At 53.3% G+C, this 20,016-nt stretch carries 17 protein-coding genes; 7 read left to right on the top strand and 10 right to left on the bottom strand.

Annotation, left to right across the window (positions count from 1 at the left end; translation table 11 throughout):
* Window positions 1-251 precede the first annotated feature (251 nt).
* On the bottom strand, window positions 252-3,698 hold the full coding sequence (locus B1H56_RS07940; protein ID WP_066521769.1) for a DNA polymerase III subunit alpha: 3,447 nt from the start codon (window positions 3,696-3,698) through the stop codon (window positions 252-254).
* A gap of 194 nt (window positions 3,699-3,892) precedes the next feature.
* Between B1H56_RS07940 and B1H56_RS07945 the strand changes: the two genes are divergently transcribed.
* The 7 genes from B1H56_RS07945 to B1H56_RS07975 all read left to right on the top strand — a co-directional run bounded on the left by B1H56_RS07945 (window position 3,893) and on the right by B1H56_RS07975 (window position 9,574).
* Window positions 3,893-4,681: a Cof-type HAD-IIB family hydrolase gene (locus B1H56_RS07945; protein WP_066521767.1), complete on the top strand. Its 789-nt coding sequence runs from the start codon at window positions 3,893-3,895 to the stop codon at window positions 4,679-4,681.
* A 13-nt stretch (window positions 4,682-4,694) separates the two neighbouring features.
* A complete protein-coding gene (gene hprK / locus B1H56_RS07950) occupies window positions 4,695-5,615 on the top strand; it encodes an HPr(Ser) kinase/phosphatase (protein ID WP_066521764.1) in 921 nt (306 codons plus the stop codon).
* Window positions 5,612-6,526, top strand: coding sequence for a UDP-N-acetylmuramate dehydrogenase (gene murB, locus B1H56_RS07955; protein ID WP_066521762.1), 915 nt, complete (start codon window positions 5,612-5,614; stop codon window positions 6,524-6,526). The genes hprK and murB overlap by 4 nt, the downstream gene beginning before the upstream one ends.
* Before the next feature lies 1 nt (window position 6,527).
* Complete coding sequence (locus B1H56_RS07960) at window positions 6,528-7,232, top strand: PHP domain-containing protein (RefSeq protein ID WP_066521760.1); 705 nt, start codon at window positions 6,528-6,530, stop codon at window positions 7,230-7,232.
* Window positions 7,233-7,477: 245 nt separating this feature from the next.
* Entirely contained in the window at window positions 7,478-8,341 is an 864-nt protein-coding gene (rapZ, locus tag B1H56_RS07965; RefSeq protein ID WP_066521758.1) for an RNase adapter RapZ, read from the top strand.
* Between the two features lie 13 nt (window positions 8,342-8,354).
* Complete coding sequence (gene whiA, locus B1H56_RS07970) at window positions 8,355-9,296, top strand: DNA-binding protein WhiA (protein ID WP_066521755.1); 942 nt, start codon at window positions 8,355-8,357, stop codon at window positions 9,294-9,296.
* Window positions 9,297-9,310: 14 nt separating this feature from the next.
* A complete protein-coding gene (locus B1H56_RS07975) occupies window positions 9,311-9,574 on the top strand; it encodes an HPr family phosphocarrier protein (protein WP_066521753.1) in 264 nt (87 codons plus the stop codon).
* Between the two features lie 111 nt (window positions 9,575-9,685).
* Here the strand turns inward: B1H56_RS07975 and B1H56_RS07980 are convergent, their stop codons facing one another.
* From B1H56_RS07980 to trpS, 9 genes are all read right to left on the bottom strand, one after another.
* Complete coding sequence (locus B1H56_RS07980; protein WP_242862041.1) at window positions 9,686-11,623, bottom strand: sensor domain-containing diguanylate cyclase; 1,938 nt, start codon at window positions 11,621-11,623, stop codon at window positions 9,686-9,688.
* A gap of 103 nt (window positions 11,624-11,726) precedes the next feature.
* Window positions 11,727-13,553: an excinuclease ABC subunit UvrC gene (gene uvrC, locus B1H56_RS07985; protein ID WP_066521748.1), complete on the bottom strand. Its 1,827-nt coding sequence runs from the start codon at window positions 13,551-13,553 to the stop codon at window positions 11,727-11,729.
* A gap of 159 nt (window positions 13,554-13,712) precedes the next feature.
* A complete protein-coding gene (locus B1H56_RS07990; protein WP_407920118.1) occupies window positions 13,713-14,843 on the bottom strand; it encodes a penicillin-binding transpeptidase domain-containing protein in 1,131 nt (376 codons plus the stop codon).
* A 248-nt stretch (window positions 14,844-15,091) separates the two neighbouring features.
* Entirely contained in the window at window positions 15,092-16,342 is a 1,251-nt protein-coding gene (locus tag B1H56_RS07995; protein WP_066521742.1) for an FtsW/RodA/SpoVE family cell cycle protein, read from the bottom strand.
* Complete coding sequence (locus B1H56_RS08000) at window positions 16,332-16,790, bottom strand: FHA domain-containing protein (RefSeq protein ID WP_066521738.1); 459 nt, start codon at window positions 16,788-16,790, stop codon at window positions 16,332-16,334. The genes B1H56_RS07995 and B1H56_RS08000 overlap by 11 nt, the downstream gene beginning before the upstream one ends.
* A gap of 116 nt (window positions 16,791-16,906) precedes the next feature.
* Window positions 16,907-17,449, bottom strand: a complete 543-nt coding sequence (locus B1H56_RS08005) for a hypothetical protein (RefSeq protein ID WP_066521735.1) — start codon at window positions 17,447-17,449, stop codon at window positions 16,907-16,909.
* A gap of 11 nt (window positions 17,450-17,460) precedes the next feature.
* Complete coding sequence (locus tag B1H56_RS08010) at window positions 17,461-18,045, bottom strand: J domain-containing protein (RefSeq protein WP_121418987.1); 585 nt, start codon at window positions 18,043-18,045, stop codon at window positions 17,461-17,463.
* A gap of 10 nt (window positions 18,046-18,055) precedes the next feature.
* A complete protein-coding gene (locus B1H56_RS08015; protein WP_066521724.1) occupies window positions 18,056-18,904 on the bottom strand; it encodes a DUF5685 family protein in 849 nt (282 codons plus the stop codon).
* Between the two features lie 107 nt (window positions 18,905-19,011).
* Complete coding sequence (gene trpS, locus B1H56_RS08020) at window positions 19,012-20,013, bottom strand: tryptophan--tRNA ligase (protein WP_066521721.1); 1,002 nt, start codon at window positions 20,011-20,013, stop codon at window positions 19,012-19,014.
* Between the last annotated feature and the right edge of the window lie 3 nt (window positions 20,014-20,016).

Raw genomic sequence — 20,016 nt, forward strand, 5'->3', positions numbered from 1 at the left:
AGCACACGCTTATTCTATCCACCGCGGTTTCCTTTTCCATCCCCTGAAAAAACCGGGATTTATGCCGTTTTTCAAAACATCCGCAATCAATACGTATTCTAACAAAAAAATCAGAAAAAAACAATATAAAACGACCGAAATTGTAAAATGTATCACCGCTTTTTATCCTTTTTGCGGTTTTGTTCACCCCCGGCGTACAAAAAACGCCCCTCCGCCGCACGCGGCAGAAGGACGCCTAGTCCCTTTTTGCGCTATTTTACGACCACATTCTCCTTGCCAAGATACCGCTCGAGTTCTTCTACCAGCTCGGCCTTATAGGCCACGCTGCGCGCCCCGCACAGCTTATATTTCTGTCCGGTCTTTTCCACATAGACCACCGCGCTGCTCCCGCCCGGATAACGGCCCATGATGCGCATCAGCCCGTCGATATCGCAATTTTTATCCTGGGCGACCTTCACATACAGCTGCTTGCCCGCGAAAAAGGCATCGTCCGGCACGTAACGCGTGATCCTGCCCGCCAAAAGCTCGATTCCGTTTTGCCCCACCGTCACCTTGCCGCTCACGTTTACGATCGCATCCGTCTTCAAAAACGCCTCGGCTTCGGAATACACGTTGGGAAAAGCGATCATGTTCATCTGCGCGTACAGGTCCTCGAGCACAAAATTCGCCATCATCTTTTTTTGCCGGGTCGGACGCGCGCGCACTGAGGTCACGATCCCAAGCAGTTCCACCTCCCGGCCATCATATTCATACATCGTCATCTCGTCATCCGCAGTCTGCATGATGTCCGCAATGGAAACAGGACGATTTAAGAGCACGCCCGCAAGCTCGTCCAGGGGATGTCCGCTGATATAAAGGCCGGTCATTTCCTTTTCATAGGAAAGCTTTTCCGCTTCGCCGTACTCGGGGATATCCGGCAGCTGCACCGTAAGCGGGGCAAACTCCCCTTCCATGCTGTCGAAAAGCGACATCTGCCCGGTTGCCTGCCGCTTTTTGAGCTGCGTCGCATCTGCAAGCACCTGTTCGTACACGGCAATAAGCTGCGAGCGCCTGACCCCGAAGCAATCGAAACAGCCGGAGAGAATCATGCTTTCAAGGCGCTTTTTATTGAGCACGTCCGTATTTTTTTCCACAAAATCGGTAAAATCCTGATACCCCGTCCCGCGCCGCGTAATAACTTCGCCCACCGCTTCGCCGACATACGAAATAGCCGACAGCCCAAAACGAATGCAACCATTTTCCGTGGTGAAGTGCATGCCCGACTGGTTGACGTCCGGCGGCAATATCCTGATACCCTCGTTTTTGATGGTCTGGATATATTCGCCAAGCTTCTGCTTGTTTGCGATAAAGCTGTTGAGAAGCGCGGTCATGAATTCTACGGGATAGTAGCATTTGAGGTAGGCCGTTTGGTAGGCGACCACAGCGTACGCGCACGCATGAGATTTATTGAACGCGTAATTGGCAAACGCCATCATCTGGTCAAACAGTTCATTCGCTGTTTTTTCATCCATCCCGCGGCGCACGGCTCCGTCTACCGTGACAGTCCCGTTTTCCTCTTCGCCATGGATAAATACTTTCCGTTCCTTTTCCAGCACGCTTTGCTGTTTCTTGCTCATGGCGCGGCGCACAAGGTCGCTCCGGGCCATGGAATAGCCTGCCACGTCGCGCACGATACGCATGATCTGTTCCTGATAAACCATGCAGCCGTAGGTATCCCGGAGGATCGGCTCGAGCATTGGGTGCAGGTAATGCACGCTTTTCGGATTGTGCTTGCTGCGCACATAATCCGGGATGCTTTCCATCGGGCCCGGACGGAAGAGCGCGTTCGCCGCCATGATGTCGTCGAGGCACTCAGGCCGGAGCTCCTGCAGCAGCCGCCGCATGCCGCCGCTTTCAAACTGGAAGATCCCCAGCGTATCACCGGAGGACATCAGTTCGTAGACTTTTTTATCGTTGAGGTTAAGCTGATCGATATCGAGCTTTACGCCGTGGTTTTCTTCGATCATGCGGACCGCGTCGCGGATCACCGTCAGCGTCCGCAGGCCAAGGAAATCCATTTTCAAAAGCCCCATACTCTCAAGCTTTTTCATGGTATACTGCGTCATGACGCTCTCGTCTTTGGGATTCTTTTGCAGAGGCACGTAATCCGTAATGGGCGCGTCCGCAATGACTACGCCCGCGGCATGCGTGGACGCATGCCGCGCCATACCCTCGAGCCTGCGCGCTACGTCGATCACCTGCTTCGCATCCGGATTGTTTTCGTATTCCGCTTTCAGCTTCGGGTTGCGGTCGAGCGCCTTATCGATCGTCATCTTGAGTTCGAAGGGCACCATCTTGGCAATGCGATCCGCGTCCGCGATGCTCACGTTCATCACGCGCGCCACGTCGCGGATCACAAGACGGGCACCCATTGTGCCAAACGTGATGATCTGCGCCACATGGTCGCTGCCGTATTTTCGCGTCACATAATCGATGACTTCCTGCCGCCGTTCATAGCAGAAGTCGATGTCGATATCCGGCATGCTGATGCGCTCCGGGTTCAGGAACCGTTCAAACAGCAAATTGTACTGGATGGGATCGATGTTCGTAATTCCAAGGCTGTACGCGACAATGCTTCCCGCCGCGCTTCCGCGCCCCGGGCCGACCATGATGCCGTTTTTCTTGGCGAAATTTACAAAATCCCAGACAATGAGGAAGTAATCCGTAAAACCCATATTATCAATGGTGGAAAGCTCGTAATCGAAACGTTCCCTGATTTCATCCGCAGGGTCTTGATAGCGTTCCCGAAGTCCCGTCTCCGCAATATGCCGCAGGTATCCCCGGTTCGTATACCCTTCCGGTACTTTAAACTCGGGCAAGTGGTTATTGCCGAACTCAAATTCAAGGTTGCACTTGTCGGCGACCTCCCGCGTGTTGCTGACCGCCTCCGGCACATAAGAGAAAAGCTTGCTCATTTCCCTGGGGGATTTCAGGTAAAATTCCTCCGTCTCAAAGGCCATTTTGCTGGGCTGGTCGATGGTGGTGACAGTCTGGATGCACATCAGCACCTTTTGCGCGTAAGCGTCTTCCCGGTTTACATAATGTACGTCGTTGGTCGCGACCACCTTAACGGAAAGCTCGTCCGCAAGTTTTAAGATTAGCGGATTGATGCGCTGCTGTTCCGCGATTCCGTGGTCTTGCAGTTCAAGGTAAAAATCCCCGCCAAACATATCTTTCAGGCGCTGTGCCATACGCTTTGCGCCCTGGTAATCGTTCTGCATCAGCAGGCGCTGCACGTCGCCCGCAAGGCAGGCCGACAGGCATACGAGTCCTTCGCTGTGCGCCGCCAGCAGTTCGTAATCGATACGCGGCTTGTAGTAAAAACCTTCCAGCGAACCTGCCGAAACGAGCTTCATCAGGTTTTTATAGCCCGCCATATCCTTGCACAGCAGCACAAGATGCGCATATTCCCGCGAAAGGGAGGTCTTCTCAAAGCGGCTGCCCGGAGCCACATACACCTCGCACCCGATGATCGGCTTGACGCCCTCTTTTTTCGCCGCCTCGTAAAAATCAAGCGCGCCATACATTACGCCGTGGTCCGTAATGGCGAGCGCATCCATCCCGTGCTTCTTCGCACAGGCTACAAGGTCGCCGATCCGCCCCGCGCCGTCAAGCAGGCTGTATTCCGTATGGACATGCAAATGTGTAAAATCAATCATTTTGTGACTTTCCTCCGTCCGTGAAGCGCCGGATTTTCTTCACTTATTTTAGTATAACACGCCCCCTTTCCAATTTGTGTAAAAATTTCTTTAATGTTTCCACCCTGCCGCCGGGGGATTTTGCGCTTTCCAATCCCATGCGGTTATTGTATAATGGAAGTGTGATTTTACAGAAAAAGGAAGGCAGATTTTTTATGGCTTACAAGCTGATCGCACTTGATCTTGACGACACGTTGCTCGACTGTGAGAAACACATTTCCAAGAGGAACCGGGAGGCGCTTGCCGCCGCGCGCGCGAAAGGCGCGCATATTGTCCTCGCGTCCGGCAGAGCTTATGCCGGCGTAAGCGGATTCAACGAAGCTCTCGGCAACAGGGATTATACCATCGTCTGCGGCGGAGGACAGGTCGCCGACCCGGACGGGAAGGTGATCTATTCCGCATACCTCTCCCCCATTACCACAAAACAGGTGATGCGCTGGGCCGTGACGCACGGGGCGTATTTCCAGGTTTACACAGACGAGGGCTACTTTTTCCTTCAGAGGAACGACTATTCAGACTATTATGAAAAGCTGTGCGGTTACAGCGGGATCGAAGACCCGGACCTCATGAATAAGGAAATGATACTTGCGGCTAAAATATTGCTGATCGATACGGAAGAAAAGCTGGAAGAATACCGCAGCGAACTTTCCGCGATGTTTCCGGAACTGGTGATTAAGAAATCCCAGAGCGACTTCCTCGAGATCATGGATCCCACCGCAACCAAGGGCAACGCCCTCGAATATCTGGCGAAGAAACTGGGCATTGAGAGGCAGCAGGTGATGGCGGTCGGGGACAGCGAGATTGACGAGAGCATGCTCGAATGGGCGGGTCTCGGGATTGCTATGGAAAACGCATGCAGCGCCTGCAAGGAAGCTGCAAATGACGTAACCGCCTCCTGCAACGAGGACGGCGTCGCGCTCGCAATTGAAAAATATATCATATAAGGGTGGATACGAAATGAAACGTACGATCAAAATCACGGACCTCGCAAAGGCGATCAGCCTGAATATTGTCTATATGGGGACCCGTGACACGGCGGAAATCGATTCAAGCGACCTTAACCGGCCGGGGCTCCAGATGAGCGGATTCTTTGAATATTTTGCAGTCAACAGGATTCAGCTCTTTGGTATGGTGGAGATGACCTACCTGCAAACCCTGGACCCGGAAACTCGGCTGGAACGCCTTGACCGGTTCTTTTCCCATCCGATCCCGTGCGTATTGATCGGGCGCAACCTGACGCCTCCGGACGAATTCCTCGAATGTGCGCGCAAATACGACGTTCCGGTGCTGATGTCGGGCCTTACGACAACCAAGCTTTCACATAAAACGGCGATCTACCTCGACGCGCTGCTCGCACCTGTCATTTCCCGCCACGGCGGCCTGATGGACGTTTATGGCGTTGGGATGTTCATCACTGGGGACAGCGGCGTCGGCAAGAGCGAAACCGCGCTTGAGCTGGTAAAACGCGGCCACCGGTTTGTCGCGGACGACGTGGTGGAGATTCACAAGCTGTCCGACGATACGCTGATCGGCCAGTCGCCGGACATCATCCGGCACATGATGGAAATACGCGGGCTTGGAATCATCGACGTCTCGGTGCTGTACGGCATGGGTTCGATCCGCCGCGAAAAATCCATCGAGCTTGCAATCCATCTCGAACCGGGCGACGTGCGGGATATCGACCGTCTCGGCACGGCGGACAACCACATTACGCTCCTTGGCGTAAAGGTACCGCAGATCACGCTTCCGGTGCGTCCGGGCCGTAACCTTGCGATCGTTATGGAGGTCGCGGCCATGAACTTCCGTTTAAAAAGCATTGGACAGGGCGGCGGCGAATGGCTCGCCCAGAATATTATGGATGTGATTTCCCAGGCATGAATTCAGAACTCCTTACCGCCCGCTTTGTCTCCCTGCTCGGAGAAGCGGGCGTTCGCGAAAATGAACCGATGTCCGCACATACGACTTTTAAAACAGGCGGACCCGCGGACCTGATGCTCCTCCCCCGGACGGAGGAAGGGCTTGTTTCCGTTTTGCGCGTCCTGCGTGAAGAAGGAACCCCTTATGTCGTGATCGGCCGCGGCTCCAATCTCCTCGTCTCCGACGAGGGCATACGCGGTGCGGTCGTGAAGCTTGCCCAAGGTATGGACGATATCGACGTGCGGGAGGGCCGCATAATTGCCCAAACGGGCGCATCGCTCAAGGCGCTGTGCCTGGAATCGATCCGCGCGGGGCTTGCGGGGCTCGAGTTTGCGGGTGGCATTCCGGGAGCCTTAGGCGGCGCGGTATACATGAACGCCGGCGCATACGGCGGCGAGATGAAGGACCACATGACATCCGTGCGCGTGGTGGACCGTGCGCTTGGGATCCGGGAAATCCCCGCTGCGGAGATGGATTTTTCCTACCGCCACAGCGCGGCGATGGAAAAAGGATATATCGTGCTCGGCGCGGCATTTTCCCTGCCGGCGGGCGACCCGCAGCTGTCCTTAGATAAAATGAACGAATTCAACGCCCGGCGGCGCGAAAAACAGCCGCTCGCCTATCCAAGCGCAGGCAGCACCTTTAAACGCCCAAAGGGAAATTACGCGGGCACGCTGATCGAGTCCTGCGGACTCAAGGGCTTCAGCATCGGCGGAGCGCAGGTTTCGGAGAAACACGCCGGGTTTATCATTAATACAGGAAGCGCTTTTTCACGCGATATCTACGAGCTGATCTTGCATGTAAAAGAGGTCGTCTTACAGGAAACCGGCGTTGTACTCGAGCCGGAAGTGAAAATGCTTGGAGAGTTTTAAGGTGAAAATTATTGCGGATACACACACGCATACAGTGCACAGCCACGGTACGGGTACTGTGGAAGACAATGTAAAAGCCGCCATTGTCCTGGGGCTGAAACGAATCACCATCAGCGACCATGGCCCGCTCCATATGTGCTACAACATCAAGGATGTGGAGGCATACCTGCGGGATATCGAAAGAATGCGGGAGAAATACGCGGGGGACATCGAGGTGCTCGCAGGCGTGGAAATGAACCTGCTCTCCTCCGAGGGCGACGTTGATTTCCCGGAGCAATGGAAGGACCGTTTCGACGTATTCCTGATGGGATATCACAAGCTGGTGCGGTATAAGACGCTTGCCGACCGTATGAACATGATGTTTGTGAGGCGCAGTACGGAAAAGGCGGTAGAGCGCAATACGCGGGCCTATATGAAGGCGTTGGACCGTTACCCGATCGACATTATCGTACATCCGGGCTACGGCCTGCCTGTCGATCTCTCGCAGCTTGCCGAATATGCCGCAAAAAAAGGCGTCGTAATGGAGATCAACGCCAAGCATCCGGAATTTACGCCAGAGGAGCTTTCCGCCTGCGGCGAAACCGGGGTGAAATTTTCCATCGGCAGCGACGCGCACTCGCCCGGGCGCGTAGGCGATTTTCTGCCGGCCCTTCATAAGGCGCAGGCAGCAGGAATTACGGCGGAACAGATCGTCAATGCGGAATAAGACGGCTTTTTCCGCAATCGGGAAATGATCCCGCTAAAGCTTAATGCGGCGCAAACGAAGCGGTTTCGGCGGGCAAAGGATTCCTCTTGGTTTCCAAGATGCCTGACAGCGCACAGCGGGCAAGGAGGCGGGAATTGGGCCTTCGCACGGCTCAGGAAGTGAGTCTCGCGGGGAAAAGGAGAAATGCGCCTGGAAACTGTGAAGCGCACAGCGGGCAAGAAGGCGTCTTTCGACGTGGAGGTTTTATGAAGTTTACAATCGTAACAGGCTTATCCGGCGCCGGCAGGTCTTCGGCGCTCCGGCGGCTCGAGGACCTCGGGTATTATTGTGTGGATAATTTAATGCCCGAGCTGATTCCCCAGTTTGCGCGGCTGTGCATGGAAAGCACGCATATCCGGGACAAGGTTGCCGTCACAGTCGATACGCGCATGGGCGATTTTTTCGATTCAATTTATGCGACCATCGACGAATTGAAGACTATGGACCTCGATCTCGATATCCTGTTCCTTGACGCTTCGGACGCGGTTCTTGTAAAGCGCTTCAAGGAAGTACGCAGAAGCCACCCGGTTTCGGGAAGCGGCGAGATTTTGTCCGGTATTCACATGGAGCGGCGCAAGCTCCAGCAGCTTAAAGACATGGCGAACCATGTGGTGGACACCTCTTCCTATAACGTCATGAAGCTGAAAAAAATGATCGATACCATGTATTCGGGCGACCACGATACCCGTCTGCTGATTTCCATCATTTCGTTCGGTTATAAACGCGGGATTCCGCTGGATGCGGATATGGTGTTCGACATGCGTTTTATTGAAAATCCTTTTTATGTGGAAGGTATGCGCAGGCATTCCGGCCTTGACAAAGATGTGCGCGATTTTGTACTTTCCTTCGGCCAGACGCAGTTTTTCCTCGCGGAGCTGGTGAAGATGGTTGAAACGCTTGCGCCGAGCTTTGTGAGCGAGGACAAAAACCAGCTCGTTATCGGCATCGGCTGTACGGGCGGCATGCACCGCAGTGTCGCGGTCGCGGAAGAGCTGCATCGGCTTCTTTCCGAAAAGGGTATGCGGGTAACGCTCGAGCACCGCGACCTTACCCTGGAAAAAAACTGCTGACAGGGAGGGCGCTATGTCGTTTTCAATGGCCGCAAAAGATGAAATATGCACGCAGGCGGAGGAACGGGGCTGCTGTATTATCGCGGAGCTTTGTGCCATTACCCTTATTTGCGGAAACCTTTCCATTTCCCATGGCGGCGTGCGTATCAAATACAATACCGAGAGCATGACGGTAGCCAAGCGCATCTACGATACGGTAACGCGCATTTTAAAACTCGATTCCGCAGTCGAGATCAAGGATAACCTCCTTAAGAAAAAACACAGCTACACGATCGTTGTCGAGGACGCAGCTTTGCTGCTGACTGTGCTGGGCCTTGAAGGAAACCTGCTCACGGACGCCGTTCCCCCGGGGGAAATGCTGGACAAGGAATGCTGCCGGGCAGCGATTTTGCGGGGTGCGTTTCTCGGGGGCGGAACGGTCTCCAATCCCAAGAAAAATTACCACGCAGAATTTGTTACGAACTCTGAAGCGTTTGCAAAAGTGCTCCTTTCCATCCTTGAAAAAAACGAAATTCGGGCAAAAATAATTCACCGCCGGCAGAATTTTGTGGTATACTTAAATGAAGGAGACGGAATCGCCGCATTGCTTGCGATTATTGGCGCTTATTCTTCTATTCTGAATTTTGAAAATGTACGCGTGTTAAAAGAAATGCGCAATAATGTCAACCGGGCTGTAAATTGCGAGACGGCCAATATCAATAAAACCGTTAATGCTGCCATGACGCAGGTTATGAATATTCACAAAATAGAACGGACGATTGGCCTTAAGCACCTAAGCGATCCGTTGCGCGAGGCGGCGGAGCTCAGACTTGCCAACCCTGAGGCGACTCTCGGCGAGTTATGCGAGCTTGGCGGTACGACTAAATCGGGGATGAATCACCGGCTCCGCAAGATCAACGCGATTGCGCAAGAGCTTAATGAAGCGTTCCCGCGGCCAACCGACACTAAGCAATAAAGGGAGGATTTGAAATGATTTACAAAGAACTCATCATCAAGAACAATGACGGCCTTAAGGCCAAAGCAGCTGCCAGCTTCGTGCAGGTTGCAAACCAGTTCGATTCGCAGATCCTGATCGAATTTTCCAACAAAAAAATCAACGCGAAGAGCATTATGGGGCTTTTATCACTCGGGGTGAAAAAAGGCGAATCCATTTATGTATTCGCAAACGGCGGCGATGAAAAAGACGCCGTAGAGGCTCTTGCGGAGCTTGTAGAAAATAATTTTGGGGAATGAGTGTTTGATTAATTCAAAAAGCCAGCCTTAGGCTGGCTTTTTTTATATGCGGCGAAACAGTGCTCACGGCTCTGAGGCTGCCGCCTGTAAATTCAAGTATACCGCGGCGTCTTATCTTCCATTAAAAATAGTGAAGCCGTTCTTCCCCTGCTTCTTTGTCCGGTACAGGGCATAGTCGGCATTTTTATACAACGTTTCAAAATCCTTCCCCGCCCCGGGAGCAACGGCCACACCGATGCTGGTAGTGATCTCGCAAACACCGGCCTCCTCTACAGTCAGCGTCCGGTGCAGGGCCTTTACCAGCGCAGCTGCCTTCCGCTCTGCCGCATACCGGTCCGGAACCGGCATAAAGGCGACAAACTCATCCCCGCCGATGCGGCCGACGATGTCTCCGTTCCGGAACTGTGCCCGGAGGGCCTGCGAAAAGTCTATCAGTACGGTATCCCCCGCCGCGTGGCCAAAATGGTCGTTGATGCCTTTAAAGTTGTCTATATCCAATATAAAGAACGCAAACAGCTTCCGGGGCTGTTCCAGCAGCCTTGCACGAATCGTTTCCTGTGCGGCCACCTTATTGAGCAGACCCGTCAGGGAATCCTTCTGCATGCGGTCGTACAGGTAAAGCTCACGTTTTTTCTCTTCATCGATATTCTGCCGGTAAACCATCATCCGCACGGAATCATCCTCGTCCCAGTGGAAAAGCTGTGCGGTAATCCGCATCCAATAATAGGTTTCTCCGTCGGAGCGGATCATAAAATCATAGCGGAGGTTTTCCACACCTCTTTCATACGCGGCCAATACGGATTCCGGCAAAAAAGCATCAAGGTATCCCTGCCGGAATTCTTCCTTAATCTGCTTTTCGGCAATAACATGCAACGCCGCGTCATACGGTGTGTTTTCCGGCGCGCCCAAGCTCTCAAAGTAACGCTCTGTCGCCTCGCTTGCCGCCCTGTTGTGGGTAATATCTATTTCATAGATGTTTTCATAAAGCTGCTCTGTCGCCTTTTGGAACGCGTTCCTGTGCTCATGCTCCTTTGCCACCGCGAGTTCGCTGATCTTTTGATTGTATTTGCGGATCACGCTGGTGATGATAATCAGAACGGCGGCAATAATCGCGATAATAACCAGAAGCTCCTGGACAAATTGTCTGGCCAGCACCTGGTCCATAACCGTCGTGTCATAGTCAACAACCAAATGCCAGCCTAAATTTTCCACATAGACGCTTATCAGGTATCCGCTGCCCTTGGCAGAAGAATACCAAACGGCCTGCGTCTCGGCCTTGTTTTCAAGGATCTGCTCCTTAAGCTCTGGATAGGGGCAGGAACTGAACAGGTTTTCCGCCTGATATCCTGTCCGGCTGGTGGAAATTTCTACCGTTCCATTTCCATCAATGAGGGTAACCCCAATTCCGAATTTATCCTCATAGCTTTGAAAGAGCTCCTGCAGCTCACTCACACGAAACCCGACGCCCACTACGCCAATGGTTTCTCCGTCCGCTCCATAAATCCGGCAATTGATAAAAACGGTAATTTCATTTCCGGCTTTATCGACCTCGTCATTGTCAATATTAAGCGAATATTCTTCGTCCGATTGCAGGAAACGATAAAACCAGACATTCTCGGGGTCGCCCTCGGGCAGCATCCGGTCTAATCCATTGAAATTATAGTACCTTTTTGACTGCGCGGATGCGAGAAATACCGAATCATAGTCATACTTATCGCGGTAGGCGTTCAGGTAGGTGCGCATATCTTCGATGAAGCTGTCGTCGTTCATGCGCGCTTCCTCCTCCGCAAGAAATTTCTTCAGCAGGCTGTCGTTCGCCATTGTAAGCGAAATATTGACCGGTTTGATAAAGGTGGAATCGATCTGATGGTGGATCCCTTCGGAGGTAAGTGCGGCCACGCTCTCCACATCCTTATAGAAAATCCCCTGATTGGATTGATAGCTGATGATGGAGGTGGTCAGGAATCCCAAAACGATCACGACGCATACCAAAATATTGGTGCGCATCAGTACATTTTTTTCATTATGTGCTCCCCTTCCCTGCATCATACCTTTCCTTAAGTATACACCGGAAATCATATCGGCGCTATATTAAACGATCTCTATCCGGTATTATTTTAGCCTTGCACTGTGTTTTGCTTCAGGCAGGATTTCACCCTTCCGGATGGAAGTGCCGGTAAACTGCCTGCGCGACGTTTGCGGGCACGCCCTTTGCGTTCATCAGCTCCTCGCACGTCGCCGCCCTGACGTTCTTCACGCTGCCGAACGCCTTTAAAAGCGCCCGCTTACGCGTCTGCCCGATTCCTTCGATTTTATCCAGTTCACCCGTATGATGCCGTTTCTCGCGCAGTTTGCGGTGATAGGAAATGGCAAAATGGTGGGCCTCGTCGCGAATCCCCGTCACAAGCCGGAATTCCGGACTTCCCACCTGCAAAAGAATGCTCTCGTCCCGTCCGGGCACAAAGATTTCCTCCTGCTTTTTCGCAAGGCTGACGATCGGTATTTCCTCACATCCCAAAGAAAAAAGGGCGTCGCGCGCCGCGTGGAGCTGGCCCTTGCCGCCGTCGATAATAATCAGGTCCGGCATGGGCAGGAAGCTCTCATCCCCCTGCAACCCGCGTAAAAGCCGCCGCGTAAGCGCTTCGTTTAAGGAAGCAAAATCGTCCGCGCCTTCAAACGATTTAATGCGGAAACGGCGATTTTTCTTGCGGTCCGGTTTTCCGTCCGTGAACACCACCATGGAAGCGACGTTATCCGTCCCCTGGGTATTGGAAATATCATAGCATTCGATACGGCGAAGGTCCGCATCCAGATTGAGCGCCTTGGCAAGATTCCCTGCCGCAGCTTCGCGCTGCGCCTGCATGCCCTCTTTTATCTTGACCGCATCGCCCGCGTTTTTCTTCGCAAGCTCTGCGAGCTTGCGATTATCCCCGCGCGCCGCCTCTTTGATCGCCACTTTAGACCCCCGTTTTTCGCTGAGCCACTGCATGAGCAACTCTGCATCATCAGGCCGGGGCAAGGTATAGATATGCTTGGGAATTCCGCTTTTTTCCGCGTAATACTGCTGCAAAAATTCACCCATGAGTTCGGAAAGCGGTTCTCCCTCATAGTCGAAATAATATTTCTGTGCGTAATTGAGTTTTCCGTCGCGAAATAAGAAAGCCTGCACAACTGCTGTTTTGAGGCCTTTTTCCACAGCGAATATATCTTTGTCATCAAGGTTAGGAAATCCGGCGCGCTGTTTTTCACGGATGCGGTCGATAAGCGCAATGCGGTCGCGCAGCAGGGCCGCCTGCTCATAGTTCATACTCTCGGCGGCTTCGTTCATCTTACGTACGAGCTCCCTGCGTACCGTGAGATTATTTCCCGACACTACACTGATTACTTCCTTCACCAGCTCGCCGTATTCTTCCCGGCTGACTTTCCCGGTACACGGCCCGATACAGCGCCCCATCTCGTAATTGAGGCACGGCCTGTCGCCCCGCGCGATCATACGCGGAATATCATTTTTGCAGCTCCGCAGCGGATACAGGCGGTATACCTGGTCGAGTACGTCGCGGATGACATGCGCGGCGATAAACGGCCCGTAATATTTTGCGCCGTCTTCCTTCACGCTGCGCACCACCGTAACGCGCGGGAAGTCCTCGTTCAGGTCTACGCGCACATAGGGAAAGTGTTTATCGTCCTTCAAGAGGATATTATAATAAGGACGGTATTTCTTGATGAGGTTGCACTCGAGGATCAGCGCCTCCAGTTCCGTATCCGTAATGATATATTCAAAGTCCGCAATGTGGCTGACCATAGCCGCGACTTTCGGGTATTTCTGCGCTTCCCTGCGGAAATACTGGCTGACGCGGTTTTTCAGCACCCGCGCCTTGCCGACATAGATCACCTCTCCGTCCTTATCGCGCATGATGTATACGCCCGGACTTTGCGGCAGGTTTTTAATTTTTTTTTGCAGGGTTTCTGTTAATTCCATAATTCTATTATAACCCAGTTTCTTTTCCCCGCGGAAAAAATTCACATATCATTCAATAAATTTACAACAAAGCTTTGCGGGGGAAAGAGCGCCCGCCTGACCGGCGGAATAGGGCCGCAGGACGACAGGGAAAACGAGCCGGAGGCACGAACTGCGACGTCAGTAGCCCATCTCGATCGCATGCCCGAGGATCTCCCCGGCAAGCGGCGTCGCATATCTCGAACCGAAGCCCGCGCCTTCGCCGATCACCGCAATGGCAAGCGGATGCGCCGCGTCTTCTACAAAGCCGACAAACCACGAATGGTTCTTTACTTCGCCGTCTTCCACATATTCGGCCGTACCCGTTTTTCCGCACACCGTCGCATTCCCGATATTCGCGCTCGCCGCCGTACCGTGATCCACTGTATTCCTCATATACTCCGCGACCTGCGCCGCGATGTTTTGCGGCATAATCGTGCGGAATTCGGTGGGCGTATAGTGGAAGGAGCTGTTGCCGCCGTACCGCACGTCCTTCAGGGTGTTCGGCTGCATAACAATTCCGCCGTTCGCCACACCCGCAGAGATCATCATGTTGTGCATGGGCGTCACAAGGTCTTCGTATTGTCCGATCCCCGCCCATGCGAGGTCTCCCTTGTTGCCGGATACGTTGAGCTGGCTGTTATACAACGTGAAATCCGGAAACTGGAAATTGTAATTGTACCCGAATTTGTTCGCCGTCTCCAGCATTGCGTTGTCGCCAAGCTCTACCGCAAGCTGGCCGAAATAGATATTGCACGATTTCTCAAAAGCCGTCCCGAAATCCACATGGCCGTGCTCCGAGGTGCAGGTGACCTTCTGGCCTTCGATGATCGCCTCGCCCGTGCAGTCGGCCTCAAGGTCCGTGACCCCGTTTTCAAGCGCCGCAGCAGCCGTGAGTATTTTCATCGTCGAGCCCGGCGGATATAATCCCTGTGTCACGCGGTTAACAAATTTTGCTCCCGATTCCTCCGTGTCCTCCTTTGCCGTATAAGGATCGAAGGTCGGTTTGGAAACGCTGGCCAGTATCTCGCCCGTCTCGTAATTCATCAGCACCACCGCGCCCGGGTCGGCGTTCATGTGGTCGTAAATATATTCGCACAGCTCCGCGTCGATGGTGAGGTACACATCCCCGCCCTTCTGCCCGCTCTGTACGCTGTTGAGCTTATCTACCACGTTTTGATCGTATCCGTAAAGGTATTTCGCAAACAGGGTCTCCGCCCCGAGGGATTTCCCGTAAATATCGCCTACGGTATGGCTGACTGCACGGCGCATATCCTCGCTTTCCGCATATTTGCGTTCCCCGTTCTCAGTGTAGGCCAGCGGGATTCCGTTCCGGTCATAGATCGTTCCCGCGTTTTCGATATTTTTGGACGCTGAAATGCGCGGATTATACGGCGTCGTAAACCATTGGTCTCCATACACTACCGTAGAATACAAAAGATAGGAACCGAGCAGCACAAACAAACAGCAGAAAACGCCGAGCATGACGCGCATATTCTTTTTTAAGTTCGGTTTTTTCTTCATGCCACGCCGCCTCCCATCTCTTCCAGTTCGGCTTCCTCGTATTCGCCGTTTTTGAGGGCCACCCCCTCGATGATGCCAAGCTGCATCATGGCGGACAGCATCGAGCTGCCGCCCGAGCTTACGAAGGGCATCGTGATACCTGTAAGCGGAATCAGCTTAATCACGCCGCCGATAATAATAAAGCTTTGCAGCGACAGCATTGCCGTCGCACCGAATACGAGCAGCTTATCGAATTTCGTACGGGCATCCATCGCGATCAGAATACCACGGACAATGAACACAAGGTACAGGGCGATAATGCCGATTGCAACGATTATGCCGAATTCCTCGGCGATCGCCGCAAAAATATAGTCGGACGTACCCACAGGAATCACCTCCGGCATCCCGAGTCCAAGGCCGGTGCCAAGAAGCCCGCCGCTCGCAATCGCCAGCAGGCCCTGCACGATCTGGTAGCCCTTATCATTATAGGTTGCCCACGGGTCCTGCCACACTTCTACGCGCGTCCTCACATGGTCGAAAACCTTATAGGAAAGAAACGCGCCGCCCGCGAACGCCGCGGTTGCGCCAAGCGTAATCCCTATGCTGCCCGTTCCCACATAAAACACGATCAGGAAGGTGCCCGCGAAAAGGAGCGCCGCGCCGAGATCACGCGATAAAACGAGCAGGCCTACACACGCGATCGTAAAAACAAAATACGGCCACATGTCGCGTTTCCTGTCCCGCGAGGAGAGGAAGTACGCGGTCACGATCAGAAACAGTATTTTTGCGAATTCACTCGGCTGGAAGGAAAACGGGCCGATATTGATCCAGTTTTTAGCGCCGCCCACCCTGCTTGCAAAAATCAGGGTCATTCCAAGCATACCGACGGCAAGAATCATAAACACCCAGTTCAGTTTTCCAAAATCGTGCGATCTCTTGATGACCAGCATCGCGATTACCATGCACACATTGCCGATCAGGACCCAGATCAGCTGCTTCTGCGCTACTTCCGGATCGATACGGTACAAGATTACGATGCTGATGATGCATAGAAAATCGGCGATCAGGAGCGAAAACCGTTCGAGATGCTTGAAGATGCCCTTCAATACATTGTATTGCACGATAATAAACACGGCAAAAATAACGCCGAGAACCGCCGTCTCCATGTTGAACGCACCGCCCGAAAACGAAAGCAGAAACATTCCCGACAATAAAAACAATATCATGAAAGCGAGGATGATCCCCGCTCCGAATCTCTTAATTATCATGCTCTATCCTCGTCCTCTTAAAGTAGATGCGCAGCTCCACGTCGCCAAACGATACCGAGTCCCCCGTTTTCAGCTTGTGCGCGTTGACCGCCCTGCGCCCATTGATTTTGGTGGGCGCTTTTGCCGCAGGCTCAAGGTAATAATCGTCCCCGTCCTGGAAAATGGCTGCGTGGTTTTTTTTCACCGTCCTGTCCGGCAGGACGATATCGCAGCGCGAATCGCTGCCGATGGTGTTGTTTTCGCGCAGGCCGAAACGGTCGCCTATAAACTCGCGCGGCCCGCCGATAATCTTCATATAGCCGCCGAACTGGCTGATCTCCGTCATCACAAATTTCTTCTGCTGGTATTCTTTGTAGGAAATATAAATTACCGCAATGAGGATTACGAGCACCGCGGCAATAAACCAATACCGCAGGGCATATGCCGCAACTTCATAAGCCGATTCCATAAAGCACTTCCCTTCTTCCAGTCTGGTTGTCCGCGTCCTGAGACAGGCCGTTCAAAACGCTTCCTGCGCGCGCCGCGCCTGTTTTCCTCCCTGGCCGCCGGTCTTGCGTACGCCCGTCAAAACTCTCCCGTATTTAAAAGTTTATTCCTCAGGGCTCCGTAATACCATTGTGTAATTTTAGTAAAAAGCCAGTCGTAGAGCAGGAACGCGAGCTCCCCTGCGATCACAAGCCCCCACCACGGCACCGCGAACGGAAACTGCTCCGTCATCCATCCGCCCGTCTGGAAATAAATCAGGGCTGCAAATACATTGAAATACACCAGTTTTTTCAGCAGGTTAAGACTTCCCCTGCGGTCCGCATCTACAAAATATTTAAAAATCCCATAATGCCCAAAAAAGAACAAATACGGCAGCACGCCCGTTTTAACAGGCAGGATCAGGAAGCCCAAAAACACAACGCAGATAAATGAAATGACCGCCGCCGCGGGCATGCGCTCCACCATGATCCCCATAACAAACAGCGAGGAAATAAAATACATCGTGATGCGCAGGATGGGAAGCGTATCCGCCAAATATAATGCCAGCAGCGTAAACGCCGCAAACATGACCACAAGGCTCCCCTTGTTCGTCCTTTTTCCGTAACCCCTTGCTATTGCCATAATTTACCCTCTTAGATGTAACAGCACAACGCCGGCCGGCAGCACATTCCGCCCGCCACGCAACCGAGGCACAGGCACGTCGAGCAAATGCCCCACATCTTCCTTGAGCCGTCGCTTCCTTCGTTGTCCCCAAAATCCATATACATACCCGTCGCCTGCGTCATCGTACGCATCGCCTGCTCGTATTCCGCGTTGCCCGGCTCCATTTGGTAGGCGATATTAAAATGCTCCGCCGCGCCGTCATACCATCCGCGGCGGAACAAAATCACACCCATCAGGTAATGCCATTCCGCTGTGCGCCCGGACATGCGGTTCAGCATTGCTTCCGCATTGGCAAGCTCGCCGCGCTGGATCGCCATGCGCACAGCCGCAAACTGCGGCGAACTGCCGGCCTGGGTATAATTCCCCTGCTTTATTTTGGTAATCATCTCGTATGCCGCGTTGACCTGCTTTAACTTTTCGCTTGCGGCCGCTTGCTTTTCCGGGTCGTTCGCGAAGCGGTCCGGATGGTATTTCTTAACCAGCCTGCGGTATGCCGCCTTGATTTCTTCGTCTGTGGCGTTCTCGGACACGCCGAGCACTTCATATGGATTCATTCCGTATCCTTTATATCTTATTTTCTACCGGAGCGGTGAGCCTGCGCCCGTCTACAAGAACCGCATGCGTCTGCTCCCTGCATCCCAGATAGATGATATTTTCCAATAATTCCCTGTTCCGTTTCAGGTCCAGGCGGGAAAGCGCTTCCGCCGCCTGGGCCAGCGTATAATATAAACTCTGTTCGATCCGCTCACGCGCGGCCTTGTCCGGGCAGCCGTACCTGCAGGCGTAAACGTTATAATTCCCCCGTTTTACGTCTTCTTTCCAGTCCTCTGCCGCGTCGATGAGGTATATCCAGCGCCCGAGGCTGTAGCCAAGGTCGTACAGGATATGCGATTGCAGCACGTCCGCATCCGTCATGACCGTCCCGAGAAGCCGCGCATACGAATCCGCCGCGGCATCCGTATTCGGGGAATTCTCGCGTTCCAGCGCGACCAGCTCCGCGATCGTTTCATTCGCAACGCGCACCACGTTTTCATGCCGTTCCTTTGCCTTCGCATATGCTTTCTTCAGGAACAGCCGCGCAAAACGCATGCTCCGCCTGCCGTCGCGCACATGGTCTTCCGCGCTGTAGTATGCCATCAGGATATTGATATCAGCGGCATAACGGGCGGCGGGCGTAACGATCGCCGGATGCTTTTTCACCGGATGCAGCACGCACCGCTCCATCTGCGGCCCTCCCGCTTCCACGCGCAGGCCGTCCGCCAGCAGATATAAAAAAACGCTGTCGAAATTGAGCACCGCCGTCTTCCTGTATTCGCTTTTCAGCGCTTTGCACAGTCCGCAGTAGTACGCACGGTACACATTCAGCTCACGCACTTTCAGCTCTCCGGTGAGAGGCACGACATATCCAAACATAGAGTTATTATATCATCAAAAAATCGGCGTTTCCACTTTTCAAAAAAAAATGCGCTGTATTCGCGCATTTTTTAAAAGATTGTTCATAAATAAGGGTCTTCCTCCGCTTACAGCTTCCTGGGCGCGAGCCCGATCTTGCGTTGCACCTTAGAAAGCGTCTTGCGTGCCGCATAGGCGGCTTTTTCCGCATTTTCTGTCATCACGCTTTCAAGGAACGCTTTATCGCCGCGCACCTCCTGATAACGCTTTTGCAACGGCTCGAGCGCCGCAACCACAGCGTCCGTCACACCCTGCTTAAGCACGCCGTAGCCCTGCCCCGCGAAATCCTTTTCGCTCTCCGCGACCGTCTTTCCCGTGAGCACGGAATAAATGGTCAGCAGGTTGGAAACGCCCGGTTTTTCTTCCGCATAGCGAATCTCCCCATCCGAATCCGTCACCGCGCGCCGGAGCTTCCGCGCGATCGCGTCAGGCGGGTCGAGAAGCGAAATAAACGCATTCTCGTTCTCATCCGATTTAGACATCTTCTTTTCCGGCTCCTGCAGGCTCATGATCTTTGCCCCCGCCTTGGGAATATATGGTTCCGGTACCGTAAACACGCCGCCATAAATATTGTTGAAACGAATGGCGATATCGCGCGTGAGCTCAAGATGCTGTTTCTGGTCGACCCCGACAGGTACAAGGTCCGCCTGATAGAGCAGAATATCGGCCGCCATCAGCACCGGATAGGTGAACAGTCCGGCATTGATATTATCCCCCGCTTTCGCGCTTTTTTCCTTGAACTGCGTCATGCGGGAAAGCTCACCCATATAGGTAAAGCAGTTTAAAAGCCACGCAAGCTCCGCGTGGGCGCTTACGTGAGACTGCATATACAGCACATTCTTTTTCGGGTCGATTCCCGAAGCAATTAATATAGCCATGGTGTCCAGCGTGCGCCGGCGAAGCGTGGCCGGATCCTGCCGCACGGTGATCGCGTGAAGGTCCACCACACAGTAGTAGCAATCATATTCGTCCTGGAGCGCCACCCAGTTTTTTACCGCTCCAAGATAGTTCCCTAGCGTCAGGATGCCCGAAGGCTGGATACCGCTGAAGATCGTTTTCTTTCCGTCCATACG

Origin of the sequence: Christensenella minuta, from assembly GCF_003628755.1 — a bacterium.
In the GTDB taxonomy this organism is placed as follows: Bacteria; Bacillota; Clostridia; order Christensenellales; family Christensenellaceae; genus Christensenella; species Christensenella minuta.